Source organism: Pseudomonas sp. Ors-4-3C (assembly GCF_055755035.1).
Genome location: NZ_CM146900.1, coordinates 1,584,164 through 1,610,508 on the forward strand (window position 1 = coordinate 1,584,164; position 26,345 = coordinate 1,610,508).

The following is a 26,345-nucleotide window of genomic DNA, read 5'->3' on the forward strand; positions in this document are numbered from 1 at the left end:
GTTCCCATGTTCGAACGCCTGATCCAGTTTGCCATCGAGCAGCGCATCATCGTGTTGCTCGCCGTTCTGCTCATGGCCGGCCTCGGCATCGCCAGTTATCAAAAGCTGCCGATCGACGCCGTGCCCGACATCACCAATGTCCAGGTGCAGATCAACACCGGCGCCGCCGGATTCTCGCCGCTGGAGACCGAGCAGCGCATTACTTTCCCGATTGAAACCGCGATGGCCGGGTTGCCGGCGCTGGAGCAGACCCGTTCGCTGTCGCGCTCGGGCCTGTCGCAAGTGACGGTGATCTTCAAGGACGGCACCGACCTGTTCTTCGCTCGCCAACTGGTCAACGAGCGCTTGCAGATCGCCAAGGAGCAATTGCCCGAAGGCGCGGAAGCGGTGATGGGGCCGATCTCCACCGGCCTCGGTGAGATCTTTTTATGGACGGTGGAAGCCCAGGAGGGCGCGCTGAAGGAAGACGGCAGCGCCTACACGCCGACCGATCTGCGAGTGATTCAGGACTGGATCATCAAGCCGCAATTGCGCAACGTGCCGGGTGTCGCCGAGATCAACACCATCGGCGGGTTTGCCAAGGAATACCAGATCGCGCCGGACCCGAAACGCCTCGCCGCGTACAAGCTCACGCTCACCGATCTGATCACCGCGCTGGAGCGTAACAACGCCAATGTCGGCGCCGGGTACATCGAGCGCAGCGGCGAGCAATTGCTGATCCGTGCGCCGGGGCAGGTGGCGAGCACCGAGGACATCGCCAACATCGTCATGGCCAACGTCGATGGCACGCCGATCCGGGTGAAGAACGTCGCCAGCGTGGAAATCGGCCGTGAATTGCGCAGCGGTGCGGCCACCGAAAACGGTCGTGAAGTGGTGCTGGGCACGGTGTTCATGTTGATCGGCGAGAACAGCCGCACCGTTTCGCAAGCGGTGGCCAGCAAGCTGGAACAGATCAACAAATCCTTGCCCAAAGGCGTGATCGCGGTGCCGGTGTATGACCGCACGCACCTGGTCGACAAAGCCATCGCCACGGTGAAAAAGAACCTGATCGAAGGCGCGATTCTGGTGATCGCGATTCTGTTCCTGTTCCTCGGCAACATCCGCGCCGCGTTGATCACCGCGATGGTGATTCCGCTGTCGATGCTGTTCACCTTCACCGGGATGTTCAGCAACAAGGTCAGTGCCAACCTGATGAGCCTCGGGGCGCTGGACTTCGGGATCATCGTCGACGGTGCGGTGGTGATCGTCGAAAACACCCTGCGTCGCCTGGCCCACGCGCAGCAGCATCACGGGCGCTTGCTGACCCGTGCCGAGCGTTTCAAGGAAGTCTTTGCGGCAGCGAAAGAGGCGCGGCGACCGCTGATTTTCGGCCAGTTGATCATCATGGTGGTGTACCTGCCGATCTTCGCGTTGAGCGGCGTCGAAGGGAAAATGTTCCACCCGATGGCGTTCACCGTGGTCATCGCGCTGCTCGGTGCGATGCTGCTGTCGGTGACCTTTGTGCCGGCAGCGATTGCGCTGTTCGTCACCGGCAAGGTCAAGGAAGAGGAGGGTGCGGTGATGCGCGGCGCCCGTCGTATTTATGCGCCGGCGCTGGCCTGGGTCATGGCGCATCGCGCGGTGGCCGTGGGCGTGGCGTTGGCGGTGATCGTGCTCAGCGGCGTGCTCACCAGCCGCATGGGCAGCGAGTTTGTGCCGAGCCTCAGTGAGGGGGATTTCGCCCTGCAAGCGCTGCGCGTGCCGGGCACCAGCCTGACGCAATCGGTGGACATGCAGCAGCGTCTGGAGACGCTGATCCTGGCCAAAGTGCCGGAGGTTGAACGGGTGTTCGCCCGCACCGGTACGGCGGAAATCGCTTCCGACCCGATGCCGCCGAACATCTCCGACAGCTACGTGATGCTCAAGCCCAAGGACCAATGGCCAGACCCGAAAAAGTCTCGCGAAACCCTGATGGCCGAGTTGCAACAAGCCGCCGCGACGTTGCCGGGCAGTAACTATGAGCTGTCGCAGCCGATCCAGTTGCGCTTCAACGAACTGATCTCCGGCGTGCGCAGCGATGTCGCGGTCAAGGTGTTCGGCGATGACATGGACGTGCTCAACGCCACGGCGGCGAAGATCGCGGCGGCGATGCAGAAGGTCAACGGCGCCTCTGAAGTGAAGGTCGAGCAGACCACCGGGCTGCCGGTGCTGACCATCAATATCGATCGCGACAAGGCGGCGCGTTATGGCCTCAACGTTGGCGATGTGCAGGACACCATCGCCGTCGCAGTGGGGGGACGGCAGGCTGGCACTTTGTACGAGGGTGATCGGCGCTTCGACATGGTGGTGCGTTTGTCCGACGCGATGCGCAAGGACATCGACGGCTTGTCGGCGCTGCTGATTCCGGTGCCGGCGCTGAGCGGTGCGGCGAATCAGATCGGTTTTATCGCCCTGAAGGACGTCGCCAGCCTCGATCTGGTACTCGGGCCGAACCAGGTCAGCCGCGAAAACGGCAAGCGTCTGGTGATCGTCAGCGCCAACGTGCGCGGGCGCGATATCGGCTCGTTCGTCAGCGACGCGGGTGCGCTGATCGAGCGCGAGGTGCAGGTGCCGGCCGGTTACTGGACCAGCTGGGGCGGGCAGTTCGAGCAACTGCAGTCGGCGGCCAAGCGCTTGCAGATTGTGGTGCCGGTGGCGTTGCTGCTGGTGTTCGGGTTGCTGTTCATGATGTTCAACAATCTGAAGGACGGCTTGCTGGTGTTTACCGGGATTCCGTTTGCCTTGACCGGAGGGGTGATGGCGCTGTGGCTGCGGGATATTCCGTTGTCGATTTCCGCTGGCGTGGGGTTTATCGCGTTGTCCGGGGTGGCGGTGCTCAACGGTTTGGTGATGATCGCGTTCATTCGCAATTTGCGCGAGGAAGGGCGCTCACTGACGGAGGCAATCAACGTCGGCGCGCTGACGCGCTTGCGGCCAGTGTTGATGACCGCACTGGTGGCGTCGCTGGGGTTTATTCCGATGGCGCTGGCGACCGGCACCGGCGCCGAGGTGCAGCGGCCACTGGCAACCGTGGTGATCGGCGGAATTCTGTCCTCAACGATCCTCACGTTGCTGATCTTGCCCGCGCTGTACCAGATCGCCCATCGCCGGGATGAGGACACCGTACCGTCTGAGTAGGTGATCTCCTGTGGGAGCGGGCTTGCTCGCGAAGAGGCCGTGTCAGTCGACATCAATGTTGGATGACACACCGCTTTCGCGAGCAAGCCCGCTCCCACATGGGTTCCGTGCACTGATCCGGCAGATAACGGATATGTAATTCCCCCGCCACCGTCACGAAAGGTTCACCTTGTTACCTTGATCCCGTCAGTTACTTAAACGAGGAATCAACCATGAAATTCGCCCAACTGAGTGCCTTCGCAACCGTCCTGATGCTGTCGTCACTGGCCATGGCCGAAGGCGGTGGTGACCGCACCTTCGACCGGATGATGACCGCCAACGACCGCGCCGTGGAGCTGTTCGTGGCCAAGGAAAAAGCCGCTGCCAACCCGGTGGTGGTCAATGAAAAGAACGACCAGAAAACTCAGGATCTTTAACGCGGCCTGAACCTGCGCAAGCCCGTCATCGCGCATCGATGCCGGGCTTTTTTTCGGGCCTGGAAGGGAAGGAAATGGAGATGAAAATGCTTAAGTCGATCGTGTTTGCCAGCGTCATGGCGATGTCCGTGAATGCACTGGCCGAGGGCGGCGGTGATCGCACCTTCGAGCGCGCTTTCAGCGCCAACGCCAAAGCCATGGAACAATACGCGGCTGAACGCGGCAAAGCGGCGCCGGTGGTCAAGGAATACGAATACGGCATGCAGCTCGACGTGGTGAAAATCGTCAGCGTGGTGAAGCCGCAACCGGCTTGCTCGGTGGTGCCGACGGCCATGACTTACGAAGACTCGCAAGGGCAGCTCAATACGCTCAAGTACAGCGTGGCAGGCGTGTGCCGCAACAGTGGTGGCTAACCAACACCTGATCCCCGGAGCTGCATTTAAAAGTTGTGTGGGAAAAGCAGAACCTTCCCACAATGTTTTCAGGTTGTCCTTCGGACGTCAGCTCTCTAGCCTTTGTGTTCAAGTAGGGTTACTTGGTCGGCAAGGGCTCGACGTCGACAGTGGCCGGGAGCGGAGACGCTTCCTGGTTCAACTTGCGTCGGGCAATCTCGGCGCCGCGCAGACGCAGAGGGGTTTCGATAAAGCGGTAGTTGAGTTCGCTCAGCAGCACCAGCAGACCCACCGACGTCAGTAACAGCTCAAGGGTGAAACGCCCATCCAGCGGCACGCCTTGGTTGGCGGCAACACGCGTCCAGATCTCTGTACTCAGGTGATTGGTGAAAACGTGGATCACGTAGAGCCCATACGACCGTGAGCCGAGCCACTGCATGAGACCGCGCATGAACGCCGGGCAGTAGATGTAGCCCTTCTGATAACTCGCCAGCCAGACAATCAATACCGCGACCATCGCGACGATGCCGACAGCAATGGGCATGGCAATCAGCTGGATGGCGACAGAGCCCAGCATGTACAGCAGGAACAGCGTGCAAAGCAGCGGTTTGATCGTCCCCTGACCCAGCCCGACCGGTTCTATCTGCCGATAGAGGCGGGTACGGGTGAACAGGCACAAGAGAATTCCCCAGAGCATTGCATCCAGACGGAAGTGCGTGAGGATGCTCGCAGGCTGGCCGTAGGGGTTTCGATCAATACCGAACTGCAACGCAATCAGTGCGAACAGGGCGATGATCCGCCAACGCGGGGCCGTGACAAACAGCAGAAAAAACGGAAATACGAAGTAAAACTGCTCTTCGAGCGCCAGGCTCCAGTATTGAGGGCTGGGGCCCAGCAGCGAGTTGTAATGCATCGCCAGATTGCCGCTGAAGGTCGCGACGGCGGTGAAACTGCGCAGATTGTCGTACCACGAACCAAAGGCGTTCGATTGGTTGAAAATAACGGAAAACAACAGCGGAATCAGTATCCAGAGCCATGCTGTGGGCAGCAGACGATAGGCGCGGCGCAGCCAGAAACAGGCCGTTGCCAGACCGAACTGACCCTGGGCGCGCTGTTGGTCGAAATGGTCCAGATAGGCCTTGCTGACCACGAAACCGGAAATGCAGAAGAACAGGTCGACACCGGTCCAGGGCATGAAAATCGAGAATATTCTCAGCAGCGTATCGGTATGGAACGGCAGCATCATGGTGACATGGCACAAGAAGGTCATGGCCACAGCAGCCCCTCGCAAGTACTCGATTTCCAGGTTCTTACGGCTACTCATCGGTCCCTCGTTATTCTTGTTGGTCAGCGCAGGCGAAGATGGCAGGTGGCTTGCGGTTCGGTCAAGAAAACGATGATTTTTCCCAGGGCAAAAAAAGGCGCCCCGAAGGACGCCAAAAAATTCACCTCTGACCAAAGGAGCAAGGAGCTTCTAAAGGTGAATGGTATTGCTCGGGAAACTCAGAGAATCGCCAGCGGGTATTCGACGATCACCCGCACTTCATCCAGGTCGGACTCGAACGCCGTGGCGCGGGTGGTGGCCTGGCGCAAACGCAGCGACAGGTCTTTCATCGAACCGCTCTGCACCACGTATTTGACTTCGACGTCACGCTCCCAGCGCTTCTGGTCGGTCAGCGGATTGCCTTCGGCATCGCGGCGCATGTACACGGCGTTGGCGTTGGAGTAGTCGCCGTCGGTGCCGCGTGCGTAACGGGTCATGAACGACAGACCGGGTACGCCGTAAGGGCTCATGTCGAGGTCGTAGCGCACCATCCACGAACGTTCCTTCGGCGAGTTGAAGTCGCTGTACTGGATCGAGTTATCGAGAAAGATCGAGTCGGACTGGCGCAGGTAATCGAAGTCGTCGTTGCCGTTGTTGCGCTGGTGGGAGAGGGCGACGGAGTGCGCACCGAGTTTCATCCCGACGCGGCCGCTCCAGATGTTGTTGTCGAATTGGCCGAGCAGTTGCTTGCCTTCGTCGACCGCCTTGTAATAGTTCAGGCCGCCGAACAGCGACAGGTCGTCCGCCAGCGGATAGGTCCAGGCGGTGCCGGCGTAATACTGATTCCAGGCATCCTTGAGGCGGCTGGAGTACAGGCTGAAACTGAGGTTCTTGTTCAGCACGTAGTCGCCCCCGCCATAAGCGATCCACGGCGAATTGACCGGGCCGGCGTAGAACGTGGCGAAATTTTCGCGCATGTCGCTGGACACCGGTTGGCTCATCGCATGCAAACGACCGCCCTGAATGGACAGACCGTCGATGCTGGTGTTGGTCGCCGTCACACCGCGAAAGCTTTCCGGCAGCAGGCGCGAATCACCTGCGGCCACCACCGGGTTGGCCGGGAACACATCACCGACCTTGACCACGGTATCGAAGGCCCGCACTTTGGCGGCGCCACCGATCTTGGTGTATTCATCCCGCGCCTGGCCGTCACTGTTGACCGGCAGCATATCGAACGAACTGCGCCCGCCGTTGCGGCCGTCACCGGTGTCGAGTTTCAAGCCGAGCATGGCAAATGCGTCGACACCGACCCCGACGGTGCCTTGGGTGAAACCGGATTCGAACTTGCTGATGACCGCATGCGCCCAGGCTTCGGAATAACCGTTGCCGGTTGGGCTGGACTGGCCGTTGCGGTGATCACGATTGAAGTAGAAGTTGCGGTTGAGCACCGTCAGGCTGCTGCCTTCGACAAAGCCTTCGGGCTTGTCTTCTGCAAACACCATGGACGGCCCGGAGCCGACCACCACCGCTAAAGCGGCCATCGACATTTTTGTATTGTTAACCATCAAACACTCCTTGGGTTCGGCAGAACGGGAACGTGCGTCGGCGTGGTTTTATTGTTCGACGGGCAAAGGCCCGCCGGCATTGGTCGCCGGGTCACATCGTTGCAAGCTGCGGATAACGCCAAGGTGATGGGGGAATTACAATTTCGTCATGTGGCTGAACCTGGGTTTTGTGAACGCCACGCAAACCTGTGGGAGCGGGCTTGCTCGCGAAAGCGGAGTGTCGGGCAATGAAGATATTGAAGGTGCCGACGCCTTCGCGGGCAAGCCACGCTCCCACGGTAATCGGGGGTTGCCATAAGGGCTGTGAACGACACGTAACCTGTGGGAGCGGGCTTGCTCGCGAAAGCGGAGTGTCGGGCAATGAAGATATTGAAGGTGCCGACGCCTTCGCGGGCAAGCCACGCTCCCACGGTAATCGGGGTTGCCATAAGGGCTGTGAACGACACGTAACCTGTGGGAGCGGGCTTGCTCGCGAAAGCGGAGTGTCGGGCAATGAAGATATTGAATGTGCCGACGCCTTCGCGGGCGAGCCACACTCCCACAATGATCCGGGTTTGCCACGGCATCTGTGGAAATGTGGACTGATTGATCCACATTTGTGCAGAAATGGCTGTTACCTTCGCAGGTTGATTCCCGTCTGCACATACCTCATGGAGAGAGAAATGTTCGACATCAGAAGAGCGACCCCGGACGATGCGCGGATCGCGTTCGACATTCGGCGCCTGGCCATCCGGCACCAATGCATCGGTGCGTACAGCCAGCAGCAAATGCTCGACTGGACCAAAGGGGCGGCCGAAGACGGCTACGACACGCTGATGGAAAAACACTTTTATCTGGGCTGCATTCAGGGTGAGGCTGTAGCGACCGGCATGCTCGATCTGGATTACCGTGAAATCGGCGCGATCTTCATTCGCCCGGATTTCATGCAGCGTGGGCTGGGCAAGCGTGTTCTGTTCTTTCTCGAAGATCTGGCGCGGAATCTCGGGCTGACCGAGGTGTGTCTAGACGCGACGTTGAATGCGGTCGACTTTTATCGTCGCTGTGGTTATGTCGGGGAGGAGAGTGCGATTTATCAATCGCCTTCAGGTTTGCAACTGGCCTGCGTGCCAATGGTGAAGAAACTGTGATGCCATTGTGGCGAGGGAGCTTGCTCCCGCTGGACTGCGTAGCAGGCCCCACTTCTCAACTGAACAGCGGGGCCGCTTCGCGTCCCAGCGGGAGCAAGCTCCCTCGCCACAGGTTATTTGTTGCTACATAGAATCCGTAAAACAAAAACGGCACCCGAAGGTGCCGTTTCCGTTTCCAGCCAGCCGAATATCAGCCCGTCAGACCCGCCTGCTGAACCAGAGTCAGCAATGGCTGCGGGTACACACCCAGGAAGAAAGCGACCAGGGCGATGGCCAGCAGCATTACGCCGCCAGCCTTCTGTTCCCAGTGCAGCTGGGCGTCGTGGCGGCGCAGGTTCGGTTCGATCAGGTACAGGGTGACCATCACGCGCAGGTAGTAGAACACGCCGATGGCGCTGCCCAGTACCAGCGAACCGACCAGCCACCATTGGTGCGACTCGACGCCGGTAGCGATGATGTAGAACTTGCCGATGAAGCCGGCAGTCAGCGGGATACCGGCCAGGGACAGCATCATCACGGTCAGAACGGCGGTCAGGTACGGACGGCGCCAGAACAGGCCGCGGTACTCGTACAGCGCGTCGGCGTCACGGCCGTTGTACGGCGACGACATCAGAGTGATCACGCCGAACGCGCCGAGGCTGGTGATCACGTAGGTGACCAGGTACACGCCGATGGCTTCCACCGCCAGACCCTTGCTCGCCACCAGGGCAATCAGCAGGTAGCCGAAGTGTGCGATGGACGAGTAACCGAGCAGACGCTTGAGGTTGCTCTGGGTCAGGGCCAGCAGGTTACCGAACAGGATCGAGGCGATGGCGATCACGCTCAGCACGTCGCTCAGCACGCCACTGCTCGCGGCAGGGGAGATCTGGAACAGACGCACCATCACCGCGAACACGGCAACCTTCGACGCCGTGGCGAGGAACGCGGCGACTGGTGCCGGAGCACCTTCGTAGACGTCCGGGGTCCACAGGTGGAACGGTACCAGCGACAGCTTGAACGCCAGACCGATCAGCATCATGCCCAGACCCAACTGCGCCAGCGAGCTCGGCAGGTTGGTGGTCGCCAGGGCCTGACCGATACCGTTGAAGCTCAGGGTGCCGGCGTCAGCGTAGAGCAGGGCCATACCGAACAACAGGAACGCGGAACCGGCCGCGGACAGCACCATGTACTTGATGCCGGCTTCCAGCGAACGCTTGTTGAAGAAGGCATAAGCCACCAGACCGTAGACCGGCACCGACAGCAGTTCCAGACCGATGAACAGCCCGGCCAAGTGCTGCGCGCTGACCAGAACCAGACCACCGGCGGCGGCCATCAGGATCAGCAGGTACAGTTCTTCACGGTTGCCCGGGTAACCCGAACCGCCATCGCCGAGGTAGGCGTGGGCGAGGGTTACACAGGCGAGGGTGGCGACCAGGATCAGCGCCATGTACAGGCAGGCGAAGGTGTCGACTTGCAGCAGTGGCGTCACGGCCAGAGGCGCGACTTTCAGGGCTGGCAGGATCGACAACAAGGCCAGGTTCAGACCGGCGACCGAGATCAGGAAGGTCTGCGAGTGGTTGCGGCGCCAGGCGATTGCCAGCATCACCACGATAATGGTGAGGCTGGTGATCAACAGTGGCGCAAGCGCAATAAAGTGTTGAATCGTGAATTCCATAGCGCTCTTACCGGGCCGAAGCGAGTTGAGTGAAGGCGGTGCCGAGCCACTGCTGCACGCCATGCATCGTGGCGGCGGAAGTGTCGAGGAACGGTTGCGGGTAAACGCCGAGGTAAATCAGCAGCACCGCAAGGCCCAGCACCATGATCAGTTCGCGACCGTCCATGCCGTGCAGGATCGAATCCGATTTCGACGGACCGAAGTAGGCACGGTGGATCATGATCAGCGAGTAGACCGAACCGAACACCAGACCGGAGGTGGCAATCGCCGTGATCCATGGCGCACTGGCGAACGTACCGATCAGGATCAGGAACTCGCCGACGAAGTTACCGGTACCCGGCAGACCCAGCGAGGCGGCGGCGAAGAACAGGCTGATCGCCGGCAGGTAAGCGATACGCGACCACAGACCGCCCATCTCACGCATGTCACGGGTGTGCAGACGCTCGTACAGCTGACCGCTGAGGATAAACAGTGCCGCGGCCGACAGACCGTGCGCCAGCATCTGGATCACTGCACCTTGCAGCGCCAGTTGGCTGCCGGAGTAGATGCCGATCAGTACGAAGCCCATGTGGGAAACGGACGAGAAGGCGATCAGACGCTTGATGTCGGTTTGCGCGAAAGCGAGGAACGCACCGTAGAAGATCCCGATCAGACCGAGGGTCATGGCGATCGGCGCGAACTCGGCCGAAGCATTCGGGAACAGCGGCAGGGCGAAACGCAGCAGGCCGTACGCAGCGGTTTTCAGCAGGATACCGGCGAGGTCGACGGAACCGGCAGTCGGCGCCTGGGCGTGGGCATCAGGCAGCCAGGAGTGGAACGGCACCACGGGCAGCTTGACCGCGAAGGCGATGAAGAAGCCGAGCATCAGGATGTACTCGGTGGTCATCGACATCTTGGTCTTCAACAGATCGGCGTAGTTGAAAGTAATCACGCCAGTGTTGTTGAAGTTGACCAGCACCAGACCGAGGATCGCCACCAGCATGATCAGGCCGGAAGCCTGAGTGAAGATGAAGAACTTGGTCGCTGCGTAGATCCGGGTTTTCTTGCCGTCCGAAGAACTGTGACCCCAGAGCGCGATGAGGAAGTACATCGGCACCAGCATCATTTCCCAGAAGAAGAAGAACATGAACAGGTCGAGGGCGAGGAACACGCCGACAACGCCGCCCAGGATCCACATCAGGTTCAGGTGGAAGAAGCCAACGTGACGCTGGATCTCTTTCCACGAGCAGAGTACCGAGAGGATACCCAGCAGGCCGGTCAGCAGGATCATCAGCAGCGACAGGCCGTCGAGGGCCAGATGCACGTTGATGCCGAAGCGCTGGATCCAGACGTGCTTGAACTCAAGCGCCCAGGTCGGATCGGCGCCAGGCGCCGGAGCAAATGAATAGTCACCGTGGGCCCACAGCCAGAGGCCGAGGGCGAGTTCCAGGGTCATGGTCAACAGCGCAATCCAGCGGGGGAGGGTAGCGCCGAAGCGCTCACCCATCCAGCACAGCAGGCCGCCGATGAAGGGGATCAGGATTAGCCAAGGCAGAATCATGACGGGCTCGTTTCCTTTCGCAAATTCGCAAGGTTCATATCAGACCGCTACCAGCACGATGACGCCGATTACCAGCACGGCACCAGCAGCCATCGAGGCGGCATACCAACGCAGTTGACCGGTCTCGGTGCGGCTCAGGGCGGTGTGACCGCCTTTGGCCATACGCGGGATCAGACCGATGGTCTGGTCGAGCGGGTCTCTGCGCAGTACATGGCTGATCGCAAGGTACGGCTTGACGAACAGTTTGTCGTAGATCCAGTCGAAGCCCCAGGCAGCGAACCACCAGGCCGAAAGGAAACGGCCGATGCCGCTGTTGGCGATTGCCGTCACGAAGCGACGCTTGCCGAGGAACAGCAGGGCCGCCAGCAGGATACCGGCCAGGGCGATGGCGCCCGAAGCGATTTCCAGACTGTGCTTGGCTTCGCCACCGGCATGGCCAACGCTTTCCGGCAGTACGCCGTGCAGCGGTGGAACGATCATCGCGCCGATGAAGGTCGACAGCACGATCAGTACCGACAGTGGCAGCCAGTGAGCGATGCCGTGACCGGCGTGGGCTTCAGTCTTGGCTTCACCGTGGAACGTGATGAAGATCAGGCGGAAGGTGTACAGCGAAGTCATGAACGCGCCGACCAGACCTGCGTAGAGCAGACCGTGGTTGCCGCTGGCGAACGCTTCCCAAAGGATTTCGTCCTTGGAGTAGAAGCCTGCGGTGACCAGTGGCAGGGCGGCCAGTGCAGCACCACCGACGATGAAGCTGGCGTAGGCCAGTGGCAGTTTTTTCCACAGACCGCCCATCTTGAAGATGTTCTGCTCGTGGTGGCAGGCAACGATCACCGCACCGGACGCAAGGAACAGCAGGGCCTTGAAGAAGGCGTGGGTCATCAGGTGGAAAATCGCGCCATCCCAGGCACCAACGCCCAGCGCCAGGAACATGTAGCCGATCTGGCTCATGGTCGAGTAGGCGAGGATACGTTTGATGTCGGTTTGTACCAGTGCGGCGAAACCTGCGAGAACCAGCGTCACACCACCGACGATGCCGACCAGGTGCAGGATTTCCGGCGCCAGGGTGAACAGACCGTGGGTACGGGCGATCAGGTAGACGCCAGCGGTCACCATGGTTGCAGCGTGGATCAGTGCCGACACCGGGGTCGGGCCAGCCATCGCGTCCGCGAGCCAGGTTTGCAGTGGCAGTTGCGCCGATTTACCGACCGCACCACCCAGCAGCATCAAGGTCGCTAGGGTGATCCAGAAGTCGCCGACCTGGAATTTCTGCGGTGCCAGCACCAGCAGTTCCTGGATGTTCAACGTGCCCACTTGCTGGAACAGGATGAACAGGCCGATGGCCATGAACACGTCGCCGATCCGGGTCACGATGAAAGCCTTGAGTGCGGCATTACCGTTGTTGCGGTTGCTGTAGTAGAAACCGATCAACAGGTACGAGCACAGACCCACGCCTTCCCAGCCGAAGTACAGGAACAACAGGTTATCGCCGAGCACCAGGAACAGCATGCTGGCGATAAACAGGTTGGTGTACGAGAAGAAGCGCGAGTAACCCGCTTCGCCGCGCATGTACCAGGACGCGAACAGGTGGATCAGGAAACCTACGCCCACCACCACGCCGAGCATGGTGATCGACAGGCCGTCGACGTAGAGAGCGAAGTCAGGCTTGAAGCCTTCGACCGCCATCCACTTCCACAGCACCAGGGTGTAGTGACCGCCTTCGGGCGGCGCGACGTTGAATTGCCAGATGACGTAGGCGGCGACAATCGCCGACAAGCCAATGGAACCCACGCCGATCAGCGCCGAGAGGTTTTCCGACCAGCGTCCACGGGAGAACGACAGCAGCAGGAAACCGATCAGAGGGAATACAAAAGTCAGAAAGATTAGGTTCATCCGCGCATCTCACTGGCAGCGTCGATATCGAGCGTGTGGAAGCGGCGATACAGTTGCAGCAGGATCGCCAGGCCAATACTGGCCTCGGCGGCTGCCAGGCTGATCACCAGGATGAACATGATCTGTCCATCCGGTTGGCCCCAACGGGCGCCTGCAACGATGAAGGCCAGGGCAGAGGCGTTCATCATCACTTCCAGACTCATCAACACGAACAAAATGTTGCGGCGGACCATCAGGCCGACCAGACCAAGGCAGAACAGGATGCCGGCGACGGCTAAACCATGTTCGAGAGGGATAGCAGGCATGTCTTACTCCTTCGCCTCGTTACGGCCCAAATGGAACGCCGTGACGGCTGCGGCGAGCAGCAGCATCGAGGCGAGTTCGACCACCAGCAGATACGGACCGAACAGGCTGACGCCCACGGCTTTTGCATCGACGGTGGTGTGGCCGATGGCCTGGCCGCTCTGGTGAGCGAACAGCACATACAGCAGTTCGGCCAGCAGCAGGGCGGCGAGAATCACCGGCCCGGCCCAGATACCGGGCTTGAGCCAGGTGCGTTCCTGCTGAACCGAGGCGGGACCCAGGTTCAGCATCATCACCACGAACACGAACAGCACCATGATGGCGCCGGCGTAGGCGATCACTTCCAGCACGCCGGCGAACGGTGCGCCGAGTGCGAAGAACGTCATGGCCACGGCGATCAACGAGATGATCAGGTAGAGCAGGGCGTGCACAGGGTTGGTGTTGGTGACCACACGAAGCGTGGACACCACCGCGATACCCGATGCGAAATAGAAAGCGAATTCCATCGTTCTTCCTTAAGGCAGCAAGCTCTTCACGTTGATCGGTTCGGCTTCGTTCTGCGCAGAGCCTTTCGGCTTGCCAGCGATTGCCATACCTGCAACACGATAGAAGTTGTAATCAGGGTTTTTGCCGGGGCCGGAGATCAGCAGATCTTCTTTCTCGTACACCAGGTCCTGACGTTTGAACTCGGCCATCTCGAAATCCGGAGTCAGCTGGATTGCGGTGGTCGGACAGGCTTCCTCGCAGAGACCGCAGAAAATGCAGCGCGAGAAGTTGATACGGAAGAAGTCCGGGTACCAGCGACCGTCTTCGGTTTCAGCTTTCTGCAGCGAGATGCAACCTACCGGGCAAGCCACGGCGCACAGGTTGCAGGCTACGCAACGCTCTTCGCCATCGGGGTCACGGGTCAGGACGATGCGACCACGGTAGCGTGGCGGCAGGTAGACCGGCTCTTCCGGGTATTGCAGGGTGTCGCGCTTGCGAAAGCCATGGCCGAAGACCATGACCAGGCTGCGCAACTGGGTACCGGTACCCTTAACGATGTCGCCAATATATTTGAACATGGGTCAAATCCTCACTGAACCGCAACCGCAGGTGTGTTCCACAACACAACCGCAGCGGTTATCAGCAAATTGATCAGGGTCAGTGGCAGGCAGAATTTCCAGCTGAAATCCATCACCTGGTCATAACGCGGACGCGGGATGGAAGCGCGCAGCAGGATGAACAGCATGATGAAGAACGCGGTCTTCAGTGCGAACCAGACGAAGGACAGTTGCGGCAGGATGCCGAACGGACCGTGCCAGCCACCGAAGAACAGGGTGACCAGCAGCGCCGAGATCAGGATGATGCCGATGTATTCACCGACGAAGAACATGCCCCATTTCATACCGGCGTATTCAATGTGGTAACCGTCGGCCAGTTCCTGTTCCGCTTCCGGCTGGTCGAACGGGTGACGGTGAGTCACGGCTACGCCAGCGATGAAGAAGGTACAGAAGCCGAAGAACTGCGGAATGATGAACCACAGGTTCTGCGCCTGGTACTCGACGATGTCGCGCATGTTGAACGAGCCGACCTGCACCACGATGCCCATCAGGGACAGGCCCATGAACACTTCGTAGGACACGGTCTGCGCCGAGGCACGCAAGCTGCCGAGCAGGGCGAACTTGTTGTTGCTCGACCAGCCGGCGAACAGCACCGCGTAGACCGACAGACCGGCCATGGCGAAGAAGAACAGCAGGCCGATGTTCAGATCCGCCACGCCCCAGGTCGGGGTGATCGGGATGATCGCGAACGCGATCAGCAGGGCGGACATGGCCACCACCGGTGCCAGGGTGAAGATCACCTTGTCGGCAAACGGCGGGGTCCAGTCTTCCTTGAAGAACATCTTCAGCATGTCGGCGGCGATCTGGAACATGCCGAACGGGCCAACGCGGTTCGGACCATAACGGTCCTGCCACCAGCCCAGCAGGCGACGTTCGACAAAGCTGAGCAACGCGCCCGCGACCACGACGGCCAGCAGAATCACGATGGCTTTGATAACCGTCAGGATCACATCGATCACTTCAGGGGTGAACCAGGTCATTGCGCTGCCTCCTGCAGACCGTCGACGGACAGGCCGGCGAATGCCGGTGGAATGCCGGCGATGCCCGCAGGCAAGGCCACCAGACCAGCGCCCAGTTCTTCATTGATGCGCAGCGGCAGACGCAGGGTCTGGCCGGCCACGTTCAGGCTCAGCAGAGCACCGTCGTTGACGCCCAGGCGATCCGCTTCGGATTTGGCCAGCGCCACGTACGGAGCCGGGATGCGTTCCTGCACCGGAGCGGCTTTCGACGAGTTTTCGTCGCTGCCGAACAGGTGGTAGAACGGCACGGCTTGCCAGGTGCCCGGCGCCGGGTTGAAGGCGCGCGGAGCAGCGGTGAACCAGTTCAGCGAATCGCCGGTGCTTTCGATCAGGCGGGTGCCCGGGTCGCCAGCACGCAGGTGACCACCGACTTCGTCCTGGAACTTGTTCCAGGCTTGCGGCGAGTTCCAGCCCGGCGACCAGGCAAACGGCACCTGCTGACGCGGTTCGACAGAGCCCGAGTAACCTTCCATGGAGAAGGCAAACGCGGTGTCTTTGTCTTGCGGGGTACGCGGTTCGTGAACGCTGATGTCGGCACGCATTGCGGTGCGACCGGAATAACGCAGCGGCTCACGCGCCAGTTTCAGACCCTTGATGCGGAACGCGGCAGACGGCGCGGCGTCGACGATACGCGCCAGTTGCTCGGTGCTCGACGCCACGGCAGCGGTGACGTGGTCGAGTTGCGTCCAGTCGATCGGCTGGTTCAGCAGGGTCGAGCGCAGGGCGTGCAGCCAGCGCCAGCCTTCGTGAACCAGAATGCTCGCATCCATGTATTGCGGATCGAAAACCTGGAAGAAGCGCTGGGCGCGACCTTCCTGGCTGACCAGCGTACCGTCGCCTTCAGCGAAGCTCGCCGCTGGCAGAACCAGTTGCGCGCGGTCAGTGGTGGCGGTCTTCTGGTGGTCGGCAACGATCACTACTTTCGCAGCGTTCAGCGCGGCATCGACCTTGGCTTTGGAGGTGCGGGTGTACAGATCGTTTTCCAGCACGACGATGGCGTCGGCCTGGCCATCGATCACGGCTTGCAGCGCCGCGTCGACCGATTCGCCACCGAGCATGGCCAGGCCAAGGCTGTTGGCTTCCGGCACGATCAGGCTGATCGAACCGTTCTTCTCGCGCAGCTTCAGGGCTTTGGCGATGTTCGCCGCCGCTTCGATCAAGGCTTTGGAACCCAGCGAAGTACCAGCGATGATCAGCGGACGTTTGGCCGCGAGCAGGGCATCAGCAATGCGCTTGGCCAGTTCCTGGGCTTCCGCGTCCAGACCTTCAACGGCCGGGGCGCTGGCGTCCAGAGCGTGAGCCACGGCGAAACCGATACGCGCCAGATCGTCGGGAGCGGCGTGAACGCATTCTTCAGCGATGTCGTCGAGCTTGGTTTCGGCCAGGCTGGCGATGAACAGCGGGTTCAGTTCGTGCTGACCGATGTTCTTCACCGCAGCGTCGAGCCACGGCTGAACGCGCATGGCTTCGGCCATGTCTTCAGCTTTGCCCTTGACCGACTGACGCAGGGACAGCGCCATACGGGCGGCGGTCTGGGTCAGGTCTTCACCGAGGACGAACACGGCGTCGTGGTCTTCGATGTCGCGCATGTTCGGCACGGGCAGCGGGCTGTCTTTGAGCACTTGCAGGACCAGACGGATGCGCTCCAGTTCGGAGGCTTCGATACCGGAGTAGAAGTGCTCGGCGCCGACAAGTTCACGCAGCGCGTAGTTGCTTTCGAGGCTGGCACGCGGTGAACCGATACCGACGATGTTGCGCCCGCGCAGCAGATCGGCCGCCTTGTCCAGCGCCTGATCCAGGCCCAGCTTGGTGCCGTCGGCCAGCATTGGCTGACGTGGACGGTCGGTGCGGTTGACGTAGCCATAACCGAAACGGCCACGGTCGCACAGGAAGTACTGGTTCACCGAACCGTTGAAGCGGTTTTCGATGCGACGCAGTTCGCCATAACGCTCGCCCGGGGAGATGTTGCAACCGCTGGAGCAGCCATGGCAGATGCTCGGCGAGAACTGCATGTCCCATTTACGGTTGTAGCGCTCGGAGTGAGTCTTGTCGGTGAACACACCGGTCGGGCAGACCTCGGTGAGGTTGCCGGAGAACTCGCTTTCGAGGGTGCCGTCTTCAACGCGACCGAAGTACACGTTGTCGTGGGCGCCGAATACACCGAGGTCGGTGCCGCCGGCGTAGTCCTTGTAGAAACGCACGCAGCGGTAGCAGGCGATGCAGCGGTTCATTTCGTGGGAAATGAACGGGCCCAGTTGCTGGTTCTGGTGGGTGCGCTTGGTGAAGCGATAACGGCGCTCGTTGTGGCCGGTCATCACCGTCATGTCTTGCAGGTGGCAGTGACCGCCTTCTTCGCACACAGGGCAGTCGTGCGGGTGGTTGGTCATCAGCCATTCGACAACACTGGCGCGGAACGCCTTGGATTCTTCATCGTCGATGGAGATCCAGGTGTTGTCGGTGGCAGGGGTCATGCAGGACATGACGATGCGACCACGGGTGTCGTTCTCGTCGGTGTACTGCTTGACCGCGCACTGGCGGCAGGCCCCGACGCTACCAAGTGCGGGGTGCCAGCAGAAATAAGGGATGTCGAGGCCCAGCGACAGACATGCCTGTAACAGGTTGTCTGCCCCGTCGACTTCGAGCGCTTTGCCGTCTACGTGGATAGTGGCCATGGTTCAAAGGTCTTCGTTGGCCCGGTGTCAGCGGGCGTGGCTAATGGAATCTTGTTATCCGTCCGAATCCAGTCAGCCCCGAAAGGCGTCATCGGACGAAAGGCGAAGGGCACGGACCCTTCGCCTTTTAAGCGTTTACGCGCCGACTACGATCGGCCTTGCCAGAGGCGGGACGGCGGCGCTTGCAGGCGCGATACCGGCTTCGAACTCTGGACGGAAGTATTTGATGGCACTGCCCAACGGCTCCACGGCACCCGGTGCGTGAGCACAGAAGGTCTTGCCTGGGCCGAGGAAGCCGACCAGACCCAGCAGGGTCTCGATGTCGCCTGGCTGACCGCGGCCTTCTTCGATGGCCATCAAGAGCTTGACGCTCCATGGCAAGCCATCACGGCACGGGGTGCAGAAGCCGCAGGACTCGCGGGCGAAGAACTGCTCCATGTTGCGCAGCAGGGAGACCATGTTGACGCTGTCGTCCACCGCCATCGCCAGGCCGGTACCCATTCGGGTACCCACTTTGGCGATGCCGCCGGCGTACATCTGTGCGTCGAGGTGTTCCGGCAACAGGAAACCGGTACCGGCGCCACCTGGCTGCCAGGCCTTGAGCTTGTAACCGTCGCGCATGCCGCCGGCGTAGTCTTCGAACAGCTCGCGACCGGTGACGCCGAATGGCAGTTCCCACAGGCCAGGGTTCTTGACCTTGCCGGAGAAGCCCATGAGCTTGGTGCCCATGTCTTCGCTGCCTTCGCGGGCCAACGATTTGTACCAGTCAACGCCGTCGGCAATGATCGCCGGCACGTTGCACAGGGTTTCAACGTTGTTTACGCAGGTCGGCTTGCCCCACACGCCAACGGCGGCAGGGAAGGGCGGCTTGGAGCGCGGGTTGGCGCGGCGGCCTTCGAGGGAGTTGATCAGTGCGGTTTCTTCACCGCAGATGTAACGCCCGGCGCCGGTGTGCACGAACAGCTCGAAATCGAAGCCGCTGCCCAGAATGTTCTTGCCCAGCAGACCTGCCGCCTTGGCTTCTTCCACGGCACGGTTGAGGTGCTTGGCGGCGGTGGTGTACTCGCCACGCAGGAAGATGTAGCCACGGTAGGTTTTCAGAGCGCGGGCACTGATCAGCATGCCTTCGATCAGCAGATGGGGCAGTTGCTCCATCAGCATGCGGTCTTTCCAGGTGTTCGGTTCCATCTCGTCCGCGTTGCACAGCAAGTAGCGGATGTTGATGGATTCGTCCTTGGGCATCAGGCCCCACTTCACGCCAGTGGGGAAGCCTGCACCGCCGCGGCCTTTCAAGCCTGCGTCTTTCACGGTCTGGACGATGTCGTCCTGAGCCATGTCGGCGAAGGCTTTGCGCGCAGCGGCGTAACCGTTCTTGGCCTGGTATTCGTCGAGCCACACGGCTTCGCCGTCGTCACGCAGACGCCAGGTCAGCGGGTGAGTCTCGGCCGAACGCTTGATGCGGTTGGCAGGGCCGAAAGATGTCAGGGTCATACGTAGCCCTCGAGCAGTTTGGCCACGCCGGCAGGCTGCACGTCGCCAAAGGTGTCGTCGTCGATCATCAGCGCCGGTGCCTTGTCGCAGTTGCCGAGGCAGCAGACAGGCAGCAGGGTGAAACGACCGTCGGCGGTGGTCTGACCCAGGCCGATGCCCAGATTGTTCTGGATTTCGCTGACCACCGACTCGTGGCCGCCGATGTAGCAGACCATGCTGTCGCAGACGCGAATGATGTGGCGGCCGACCGGCTGACGGAAGATCTGGCTGTAGAACGTCGCCACGCCTTCAACGTCGCTGGCGGGGATGCCGAGGATCTCGCCGATCGCGTACAGGGCGCCATCCGGCACCCAGCCGCGTTCTTTCTGAACGATCTTCAGGGCTTCGATCGACGCCGCGCGCGGGTCTTCGTAGTGATGCAGCTCGTGCTCGATGGCCGAGCGCTCGGTTTCACTCAAGGTGAAACGGTCTGTCTGGATAAGCGTGCTGTTCATGCTTAGCGGTCCACGTCGGCCATAACGAAGTCGATACTACCCAGGTACGCAATCAAGTCCGCGACCATGCTGCCTTTGATCACCGAAGGGATCTGTTGCAGGTGCGGGAAGCTCGGAGTGCGGATCCGGGTACGGTAGCTCATGGTGCCGCCGTCGCTCGTCAGGTAATAACTGTTGATGCCCTTGGTCGCTTCGATCATCTGGAAGGATTCGTTGGCCGGCATGACCGGACCCCACGAAACTTGCAGGAAGTGCGTGATCAGGGTTTCGATGTGCTGCAGCGTGCGCTCTTTCGGCGGCGGCGTGGTCAGCGGGTGATCCGCCTTGTACGGGCCTTCCGGCATGTTGCGCATGCACTGGTCGATGATCTTGATGCTCTGGCGCATTTCTTCGACGCGGACCATGCAGCGATCGTAGGCATCGCCATTGGCGGCCAGCGGTACTTCGAATTCGAAGTTCTCGTAGCCGGAGTATGGACGCGCTTTACGCAGGTCGAAGTCGCAACCGGTCGAACGCAGGCCGGCACCGGTGACGCCCCATTCCAGGGCTTCTTTGGTGTTGTACTGCGCGACGCCGATGGTCCGGCCTTTGAGGATGCTGTTCTGCAGGGCCGCCTTGGTGTATTCGTCGAGGCGTTTTGGCAGCCATTCAACGAAGTCTTTCACCAGTTTGTCCCAGCCGCGCGGCAGGTCGTGGGCGACGCCACCGATGCGGTACCAGGCCGGGTGCAGACGGAAACCGGTAATGGCTTCGATCACCGTGTACGCCTTCTGGCGGTCGGTGAAGGTGAAGAACACCGGGGTCATGGCGCCGACGTCCTGGATGTAGGTACCCAGGAACAGCAGGTGGCTGGTGATCCGGAAGAACTCGGCCATCATGATGCGGATGACGTCGACCTTCTCGGGCACCTTGATGCCGGCCAGCTTCTCGACCGAGAGCACGTACGGCAGGTTGTTCATCACGCCGCCGAGGTAGTCGATACGGTCGGTGTACGGGATGAAACTGTGCCAGGACTGACGCTCGGCCATCTTCTCGGCACCACGGTGGTGGTAACCGATGTCCGGTACGCAGTCGACGATTTCTTCGCCATCGAGTTGCAGAATGATGCGGAACGCGCCGTGCGCCGAAGGGTGGTTCGGGCCCAGGTTGAGGAACATGTAGTCCTCGTTGGCCCCGGAACGCTTCATGCCCCAGTCTTCAGGACGGAAGCGCGCGGCTTCTTCCTCAAGCTGCTGCTTGGCGAGGTTGAGGCTGAACGGATCGAATTCGGTGGCGCGCGCCGGGAAGTCCTTGCGCAGCGGGTGACCTTCCCAGGTCGGCGGCATCATGATGCGCGACAGGTGCGGGTGGCCTTTGAAGTCGATGCCGAACATGTCCCAGACTTCACGCTCGTACCAGTTGGCGTTCGGCCAGATGCTGGTGACGGTCGGCAAGCTCAGGTCGCTTTCGGACAAGGCGACCTTGATCATCACGTCACTATTACGCTCAAGCGACATGAGGTGATAGAACACGGTGAAGTCGGCGCCCGATGGCAGCCCTTGACGCTTGGTGCGCAGACGCTCGTCCACGCCGTGCAGGTCATAGAGCATGACGTACGGCTTGGGCAGGTTGCGCAGGAAGGTCAGGACTTCGACAAGTCTGGCGCGCGCCACCCACAGCACCGGCATGCCGGTGCGGGTCGACTGAGCGGTGAACGCTTCGGCGCCAAAACGGTTGTTCAATTCGACGACCACATCCTGGTCGTCTGCCTTATAAGGCGGGATGTACAGAGCGCTGCCTGTAGTCATGGTTATTTTTTCGCTTTCGGTCAACGTAAAGAATGAAGCCAGCTTCTCGTTTCTTTGTAAGAACAGACTGGATCAGACTTCGTCAGGGCTGCGCAGGTTGGTGACTGCGATTCGCTGTTCGCGGCGCTGTTCCTTTTGCGAAGGCATGTCGGCGCGATAAACGCCTTGGTCGCCAACGACCCAGGAAAGCGGACGACGCTCCTGTCCAATCGATTCCTGCAACAGCATCAAGCCTTGAAGGAATGCTTCTGGACGAGGCGGGCAGCCAGGTACGTAGACGTCCACGGGCAGGAACTTGTCCACCCCTTGAACCACGGAGTAGATGTCGTACATGCCACCGGAGTTGGCGCACGAACCCATGGAGATAACCCACTTCGGCTCGAGCATTTGCTCGTAGAGACGCTGAATGATCGGCGCCATCTTGATGAAGCAGGTACCGGCGATAACCATGAAGTCGGCCTGACGCGGTGATGCCCGGATCACTTCGGCGCCAAAGCGCGCGATGTCGTGGGGCGCCGTGAAGGCGGTGGTCATTTCCACGTAGCAGCACGAAAGGCCGAAGTTGTACGGCCACAGGGAGTTTTTCCGCCCCCAGTTGACCGCGCCACTCAGCACGTCTTCGAGCTTGCCCATGAAAATGTTTTTGTGAACTTGATCCTCTAACGGATCGGAAACGGTTTCCCGTTCGCCAATCGGATACTGCTCGTTAGGAGCATCTGGGTCGATTCTGGTGAGATTGTATTGCATTGCCAAAGCCTCATTGTTTCAGCTTCGCCTGCCGCTTGCGACGAGCTTCCGGAGCCCAGTCAAGGGCGCCCACTCGGAACAGGTAGACAAGACCTGCCAACAGAATTGCTATGAAAACGAGAGCTTCGACGAATCCGGTCCAGCCGCTTTCGCGGACGGACACAGACCATGCAAAGAGAAAGAGGGCTTCGATATCGAAGATCACGAACAGCATCGCGACCAGATAGAATTTGGCTGAGAGCCGCAAGCGGGCGCCACCGGTAGGTAGCATGCCGGACTCGAACGGTTCGTTTTTGCTGCGGCCCCAGGCTTTTGACCCGAGGAGGCTGGAGACGCCGAGCATGAAGGCACACAGGCCGACTACACCCAGAAGGAAAATGGCAAAGCCCCAGTTGTGGGCCATGAGTCCTGTCGCTTCGGGCATGCTGGTAATCCTTAACAGAGAGCAAAGGTCTCTGAGCTTGATAAAGAAATAAGGCAGTGACGATATGTCGCAGCAATCAATCGCGCTGATTTTATGGCTAAACACCCGGCAAGTAAAATTCCTATAGCGAAATTATTTATTGGAATAAGGACATAGCGCACCTCCAATGCCCTGTAGCCCATGCAGTGCGGGCATTAGCCGGGTTTCCGCGAATTATGTTTTGTAGGAAATGTAACGAACATAGTTGCTGCTAAATGATAATTGATATCGTTTGGAGTGGTTTTGTAACTGTTTAGCGGTGCAGTAAACAGAAAGTTGTCTTATATGCCTGTTACTGCAAGTAGCGGTGGCGCCAGTTTTAGCTGATTTTTCTGGCGTTCGTACCGCTCTGGATCAATGTTTTTGTCCGGGCGACGTCGATCCCTGTAGGAGTGAGCCTGCTCGCGATAGCGGTTTGTCAGCTAGCACATGCATTGACTGACCCACCGCTATCGCGAGCAGGCTCACTCCTACAGGGGTTTTGTGGTCTTTGGGAAAATGGCGGGCAAAAAAAACGCCCCGAACCAGTCGGGGCGTCAGTCTTGCGGCTTTGCGGTTAGCTTTCCATCCGATCCGCAAAGGCCGTTTGCTCAGCGAAGCCGAATCAGTGGAACTGTTCTTCTTCGGTCGAACCGGTCAGCGCGGTCACCGACGACGAGCCACCCTGAATCACGGTGGTCATGTCGTCGAAGTAGCCGGTACCCACTTCCTGCTGGTGAGCCACGAAGGTGTAACCCTTGGCGGCGTCAGCGAATTCCTGCTCTTGCAGCTTCACGTAGGCAGTCATGTCGTTGCGGGCGTAGTCGTGCGCCAGGTTGAACATGCTGTGCCACATGTTGTGAATGCCGGCCAGGGTGATGAACTGGTGCTTGTAGCCCATGGCGGACAGTTCGCGCTGGAACTTGGCGATGGTCGCGTCGTCCAGGTTTTTCTTCCAGTTGAAGGAAGGCGAGCAGTTGTACGACAGCAGTTGATCCGGGTATTCCTTCTTGATCGCTTCAGCGAAGCGGCGGGCTTCTTCCAGATCCGGTTTGGCGGTTTCGCACCAGATCAGGTCGGCGTAAGGCGCGTAAGCCAGGCCACGTGCGATCGCTTGATCCAGACCGGCACGTACCTTGTAGAAACCTTCCTGAGTACGTTCGCCAGTCACGAACGGCTGGTCGTACGGGTCGCAATCGGAAGTCAGCAGGTCAGCCGCGTTGGCGTCGGTGCGGGCCAGGATGATGGTCGGCGTACCGGCAACGTCAGCCGCCAGGCGTGCAGCGGTCAGCTTCTGTACCGCTTCCTGAGTCGGAACCAGTACCTTGCCGCCCATGTGACCGCATTTCTTCACGGAAGCCAGTTGGTCTTCGAAGTGAACGCCAGCGGCGCCTGCTTCGATCATGCTCTTCATCAGCTCGTAGGCGTTCAGCACGCCGCCGAAACCGGCTTCAGCGTCAGCCACGATTGGTGCGAAGTAGTCGATGTAGCCTTCGTCGCCCGGGTTCTTGCCGGCTTTCCACTGGATCTGGTCGGCACGACGGAACGAGTTGTTGATGCGCTTGACCACGGTTGGCACCGAGTCCACCGGGTACAACGACTGGTCCGGGTACATCGATTCTGCGGAGTTGTTGTCCGCAGCCACCTGCCAGCCCGACAGGTAGATCGCCTGGATACCGGCCTTGACCTGCTGAACAGCCTGGCCGCCGGTCAGGGCGCCCATGCAGTTGACGAAATCTTTCTCTGGGCGGAAGGACGGCTTGGCACCCTGGGTCACCAGGTTCCACAGCTTCTCGGCGCCCATTTTCGCGAAAGTGTGCTCAGGTTGAACCGAGCCACGCAGACGGACGACGTCAGCAGCGGAGTAAGTGCGAGTCACGCCTTTCCAGCGCGGGTTTTCAGCCCAGTCTTTTTCAAGGGCTGCAATTTGCTGTTCGCGTGTCAGTGCCATGGAGATAAACCTCGTCGCGTCTTTATGAAAAGTTGTTCTGCGGTGGAAAATTCCTGCGCTCGCTGACCAGAAGCTTAGGTGGTCAAGTCGGATTCGGCGGGGGAGGCGACGGGATGAACGATGGGCTCGAGGGGAAGTGAGCAGGTAAAGGCGGACTGCGGGCGCATTCAGGCGTCGTGGGCCTTGGTACGAACATCAGTGTGGTGCCGGGTTACCTAATAACGCTTCCGTCCCTCGGGACAACTTCGTTCCAGTCGACAACCTCGTCAAACACACCTTGTGGGCGGTACAGACACGAAGCGGTTCGCGGGGTAGGTGCGAACATCGCTTCGAAGGCCCTTGCCAGGGCCTCTGATTAGCGGGAGCGAGGCCATCATGCCTTCGCTTTTTTGGCCCGTCAAACGTTTTGTAGTGCTTTTTTTCAAGCACTACATCTTTCGTCTAATACGACTAATCAGTCAGTTTTCGGTGCTTTAGTCCAGGGAATCGACTTTGACCCGCAGCGTCATGTCATCCCGGCCTTGAGTCGAGTAGCTGCGTGTCGCGCCCTGTTTGTCGGCCTGGGTTTCGCGGTTCACCCCGGCCAGGGTGATCCATTCGCCCAAGCGTCCGCTGACGGTTGTGTCGGTACTTTGCACGTTCACTACATCGGGACGTTCCTGGCTCATTCGGTCACGATTGGTGCTGATCGCCAGATGAACGATGTCGCCGGTGACGCTGGCTGTCACGTAGAAACCCTGGGTGACGTTGCGATATTGCGTCTGGCTGCTGTAATCGCCGTAGGAATTGCTCTGGCTGCTGGTGATCGGCACGCTCTGGCCGACCTGGATCAATGCTGGCGCGCCCTCGCTGGCCTGAATCTGCTGGATGCCGCCATCACGGCTGGCGGTGCTGTAGTTGATGATCCGGGTTTGTTGATCGCCCGTGTTCTGTTGGTTGTTTTCGTTGGTATCGACGGTGATCAGCAGGCGCTTGGGCGCAGTGTCGAGCTGGGTGATCAGCGCTTTGACTTCCTGAATCTTGTCCGGTTCGGCCTTGACGATCAGTTGGTTGCCGTAGGCGCTGACCTGGCCGTCCTTGCCGATGAAGTCCTGCGCCATCTGCAGCATGTCGGCGCTGGTGCGGTACTTGAGAGGCACGATTTCTGTGGCTGCCATCACCGACAGGCTGCAGCCGAGCAGCAGGGTGGTGAGCAGGGTGCGTAGGGACATGTCCGTTATCTCCGCTTTCGAAAGGCTTGATATTGCCAGTTTGTCGGCCCGGGGTGGGGCAAGTTGAATCGTAGACAGCAAAACGCCCCGGCATCCGAAAATGGCGGGGCGTTTTGTG

General features: G+C 60.1%; 21 protein-coding genes. 4 read left to right on the forward strand and 17 right to left on the reverse strand.

Annotation, left to right across the window (positions count from 1 at the left end; all coding sequences use genetic code 11):
* Positions 1–6: 6 nt before the first annotated feature.
* The 3 genes from ACVHNU_RS07135 to ACVHNU_RS07145 all read left to right on the forward strand — a co-directional run bounded on the left by ACVHNU_RS07135 (position 7) and on the right by ACVHNU_RS07145 (position 3,985).
* Entirely contained in the window at positions 7–3,156 is a 3,150-nt protein-coding gene (locus ACVHNU_RS07135; protein ID WP_473019309.1) for a CusA/CzcA family heavy metal efflux RND transporter, read from the forward strand.
* Positions 3,157–3,368: 212 nt separating this feature from the next.
* Positions 3,369–3,572: a co-regulatory protein PtrA N-terminal domain-containing protein gene (locus ACVHNU_RS07140; RefSeq protein WP_400498894.1), complete on the forward strand. Its 204-nt coding sequence runs from the start codon at positions 3,369–3,371 to the stop codon at positions 3,570–3,572.
* 80 nt (positions 3,573–3,652) lie between these two features.
* Positions 3,653–3,985, forward strand: a complete 333-nt coding sequence (locus ACVHNU_RS07145) for a DUF2790 domain-containing protein (protein ID WP_103521748.1) — start codon at positions 3,653–3,655, stop codon at positions 3,983–3,985.
* Between the two features lie 118 nt (positions 3,986–4,103).
* On the opposite strand, the gene ACVHNU_RS07150 is transcribed toward ACVHNU_RS07145, so the two are convergent.
* Together ACVHNU_RS07150 and ACVHNU_RS07155 are read right to left on the reverse strand one after the other, a co-directional pair.
* Positions 4,104–5,288, reverse strand: a complete 1,185-nt coding sequence (locus tag ACVHNU_RS07150) for an acyltransferase family protein (RefSeq protein WP_473019311.1) — start codon at positions 5,286–5,288, stop codon at positions 4,104–4,106.
* Positions 5,289–5,467: 179 nt separating this feature from the next.
* The gene (locus ACVHNU_RS07155; RefSeq protein WP_473019312.1) at positions 5,468–6,793 is read right to left on the reverse strand and encodes an OprD family porin; all 1,326 of its coding nucleotides are present in this window, start codon (positions 6,791–6,793) and stop codon (positions 5,468–5,470) included.
* 662 nt (positions 6,794–7,455) lie between these two features.
* Between ACVHNU_RS07155 and ACVHNU_RS07160 the strand changes: the two genes are divergently transcribed.
* Complete coding sequence (locus tag ACVHNU_RS07160; RefSeq protein WP_473019313.1) at positions 7,456–7,920, forward strand: GNAT family N-acetyltransferase; 465 nt, start codon at positions 7,456–7,458, stop codon at positions 7,918–7,920.
* A gap of 190 nt (positions 7,921–8,110) precedes the next feature.
* Here ACVHNU_RS07160 and nuoN read toward each other — a convergent pair whose 3' ends face one another.
* The 15 genes from nuoN to ACVHNU_RS07235 form a co-directional block, all read right to left on the reverse strand.
* Positions 8,111–9,574 (reverse strand): NADH-quinone oxidoreductase subunit NuoN, encoded by a 1,464-nt coding sequence (nuoN, locus tag ACVHNU_RS07165; protein WP_338801422.1) that lies wholly within the window; start codon positions 9,572–9,574, stop codon positions 8,111–8,113.
* A 7-nt stretch (positions 9,575–9,581) separates the two neighbouring features.
* Positions 9,582–11,114 (reverse strand): NADH-quinone oxidoreductase subunit M, encoded by a 1,533-nt coding sequence (nuoM, locus tag ACVHNU_RS07170; RefSeq protein WP_003223785.1) that lies wholly within the window; start codon positions 11,112–11,114, stop codon positions 9,582–9,584.
* Positions 11,115–11,153: 39 nt separating this feature from the next.
* The gene (nuoL, locus tag ACVHNU_RS07175) at positions 11,154–13,007 is read right to left on the reverse strand and encodes an NADH-quinone oxidoreductase subunit L (RefSeq protein WP_473019314.1); all 1,854 of its coding nucleotides are present in this window, start codon (positions 13,005–13,007) and stop codon (positions 11,154–11,156) included.
* Positions 13,004–13,312, reverse strand: coding sequence for an NADH-quinone oxidoreductase subunit NuoK (gene nuoK, locus ACVHNU_RS07180; protein WP_003223790.1), 309 nt, complete (start codon positions 13,310–13,312; stop codon positions 13,004–13,006). Before nuoK ends, nuoL begins: the two co-directional genes overlap by 4 nt.
* 3 nt (positions 13,313–13,315) lie before the next feature.
* Positions 13,316–13,816: an NADH-quinone oxidoreductase subunit J gene (gene nuoJ, locus ACVHNU_RS07185; protein ID WP_003223793.1), complete on the reverse strand. Its 501-nt coding sequence runs from the start codon at positions 13,814–13,816 to the stop codon at positions 13,316–13,318.
* 9 nt (positions 13,817–13,825) lie between these two features.
* Positions 13,826–14,374 carry an NADH-quinone oxidoreductase subunit NuoI gene (nuoI, locus tag ACVHNU_RS07190; RefSeq protein WP_003223795.1) on the reverse strand — a complete coding sequence of 183 codons (549 nt, stop codon included), beginning with the start codon at positions 14,372–14,374 and terminating at the stop codon, positions 13,826–13,828.
* An 11-nt stretch (positions 14,375–14,385) separates the two neighbouring features.
* Positions 14,386–15,393, reverse strand: a complete 1,008-nt coding sequence (gene nuoH, locus ACVHNU_RS07195; protein WP_003223797.1) for an NADH-quinone oxidoreductase subunit NuoH — start codon at positions 15,391–15,393, stop codon at positions 14,386–14,388.
* Positions 15,390–18,104 (reverse strand): NADH-quinone oxidoreductase subunit NuoG, encoded by a 2,715-nt coding sequence (nuoG, locus tag ACVHNU_RS07200; protein WP_473019315.1) that lies wholly within the window; start codon positions 18,102–18,104, stop codon positions 15,390–15,392. Before nuoG ends, nuoH begins: the two co-directional genes overlap by 4 nt.
* 135 nt (positions 18,105–18,239) lie before the next feature.
* Positions 18,240–19,595: an NADH-quinone oxidoreductase subunit NuoF gene (nuoF, locus tag ACVHNU_RS07205; protein ID WP_027614663.1), complete on the reverse strand. Its 1,356-nt coding sequence runs from the start codon at positions 19,593–19,595 to the stop codon at positions 18,240–18,242.
* Positions 19,592–20,089: an NADH-quinone oxidoreductase subunit NuoE gene (gene nuoE, locus ACVHNU_RS07210; protein ID WP_003223804.1), complete on the reverse strand. Its 498-nt coding sequence runs from the start codon at positions 20,087–20,089 to the stop codon at positions 19,592–19,594. The genes nuoF and nuoE overlap by 4 nt, the downstream gene beginning before the upstream one ends.
* Before the next feature lie 2 nt (positions 20,090–20,091).
* The gene (nuoC, locus tag ACVHNU_RS07215) at positions 20,092–21,876 is read right to left on the reverse strand and encodes an NADH-quinone oxidoreductase subunit C/D (RefSeq protein ID WP_003223807.1); all 1,785 of its coding nucleotides are present in this window, start codon (positions 21,874–21,876) and stop codon (positions 20,092–20,094) included.
* A 72-nt stretch (positions 21,877–21,948) separates the two neighbouring features.
* Positions 21,949–22,623, reverse strand: a complete 675-nt coding sequence (locus tag ACVHNU_RS07220) for a NuoB/complex I 20 kDa subunit family protein (protein ID WP_003223809.1) — start codon at positions 22,621–22,623, stop codon at positions 21,949–21,951.
* Between the two features lie 10 nt (positions 22,624–22,633).
* The gene (locus ACVHNU_RS07225; protein WP_003223812.1) at positions 22,634–23,047 is read right to left on the reverse strand and encodes an NADH-quinone oxidoreductase subunit A; all 414 of its coding nucleotides are present in this window, start codon (positions 23,045–23,047) and stop codon (positions 22,634–22,636) included.
* Between the two features lie 643 nt (positions 23,048–23,690).
* Positions 23,691–25,016, reverse strand: coding sequence for an isocitrate lyase (aceA, locus tag ACVHNU_RS07230; protein WP_003223815.1), 1,326 nt, complete (start codon positions 25,014–25,016; stop codon positions 23,691–23,693).
* A 473-nt stretch (positions 25,017–25,489) separates the two neighbouring features.
* The gene (locus ACVHNU_RS07235) at positions 25,490–26,227 is read right to left on the reverse strand and encodes a secretin N-terminal domain-containing protein (RefSeq protein WP_473019316.1); all 738 of its coding nucleotides are present in this window, start codon (positions 26,225–26,227) and stop codon (positions 25,490–25,492) included.
* Positions 26,228–26,345: the final 118 nt, after the last annotated feature.

Coding starts and splice junctions, on each gene's coding strand:
- ACVHNU_RS07135 (WP_473019309.1), top strand. CDS start 7: ATGTTCGAACGCCTGATCCAGTTTGCCATCGAGCAGCGCATCATCGTG.
- ACVHNU_RS07140 (WP_400498894.1), top strand. CDS start 3,369: ATGAAATTCGCCCAACTGAGTGCCTTCGCAACCGTCCTGATGCTGTCG.
- ACVHNU_RS07145 (WP_103521748.1), top strand. CDS start 3,653: ATGAAAATGCTTAAGTCGATCGTGTTTGCCAGCGTCATGGCGATGTCC.
- ACVHNU_RS07150 (WP_473019311.1), bottom strand. CDS start 5,288: ATGAGTAGCCGTAAGAACCTGGAAATCGAGTACTTGCGAGGGGCTGCT.
- ACVHNU_RS07155 (WP_473019312.1), bottom strand. CDS start 6,793: ATGGTTAACAATACAAAAATGTCGATGGCCGCTTTAGCGGTGGTGGTC.
- ACVHNU_RS07160 (WP_473019313.1), top strand. CDS start 7,456: ATGTTCGACATCAGAAGAGCGACCCCGGACGATGCGCGGATCGCGTTC.
- nuoN (WP_338801422.1), bottom strand. CDS start 9,574: ATGGAATTCACGATTCAACACTTTATTGCGCTTGCGCCACTGTTGATC.
- nuoM (WP_003223785.1), bottom strand. CDS start 11,114: ATGATTCTGCCTTGGCTAATCCTGATCCCCTTCATCGGCGGCCTGCTG.
- nuoL (WP_473019314.1), bottom strand. CDS start 13,007: ATGAACCTAATCTTTCTGACTTTTGTATTCCCTCTGATCGGTTTCCTG.
- nuoK (WP_003223790.1), bottom strand. CDS start 13,312: ATGCCTGCTATCCCTCTCGAACATGGTTTAGCCGTCGCCGGCATCCTG.
- nuoJ (WP_003223793.1), bottom strand. CDS start 13,816: ATGGAATTCGCTTTCTATTTCGCATCGGGTATCGCGGTGGTGTCCACG.
- nuoI (WP_003223795.1), bottom strand. CDS start 14,374: ATGTTCAAATATATTGGCGACATCGTTAAGGGTACCGGTACCCAGTTG.
- nuoH (WP_003223797.1), bottom strand. CDS start 15,393: ATGACCTGGTTCACCCCTGAAGTGATCGATGTGATCCTGACGGTTATC.
- nuoG (WP_473019315.1), bottom strand. CDS start 18,104: ATGGCCACTATCCACGTAGACGGCAAAGCGCTCGAAGTCGACGGGGCA.
- nuoF (WP_027614663.1), bottom strand. CDS start 19,595: ATGACCCTGACATCTTTCGGCCCTGCCAACCGCATCAAGCGTTCGGCC.
- nuoE (WP_003223804.1), bottom strand. CDS start 20,089: ATGAACAGCACGCTTATCCAGACAGACCGTTTCACCTTGAGTGAAACC.
- nuoC (WP_003223807.1), bottom strand. CDS start 21,876: ATGACTACAGGCAGCGCTCTGTACATCCCGCCTTATAAGGCAGACGAC.
- ACVHNU_RS07220 (WP_003223809.1), bottom strand. CDS start 22,623: ATGCAATACAATCTCACCAGAATCGACCCAGATGCTCCTAACGAGCAG.
- ACVHNU_RS07225 (WP_003223812.1), bottom strand. CDS start 23,047: ATGCCCGAAGCGACAGGACTCATGGCCCACAACTGGGGCTTTGCCATT.
- aceA (WP_003223815.1), bottom strand. CDS start 25,016: ATGGCACTGACACGCGAACAGCAAATTGCAGCCCTTGAAAAAGACTGG.
- ACVHNU_RS07235 (WP_473019316.1), bottom strand. CDS start 26,227: ATGTCCCTACGCACCCTGCTCACCACCCTGCTGCTCGGCTGCAGCCTG.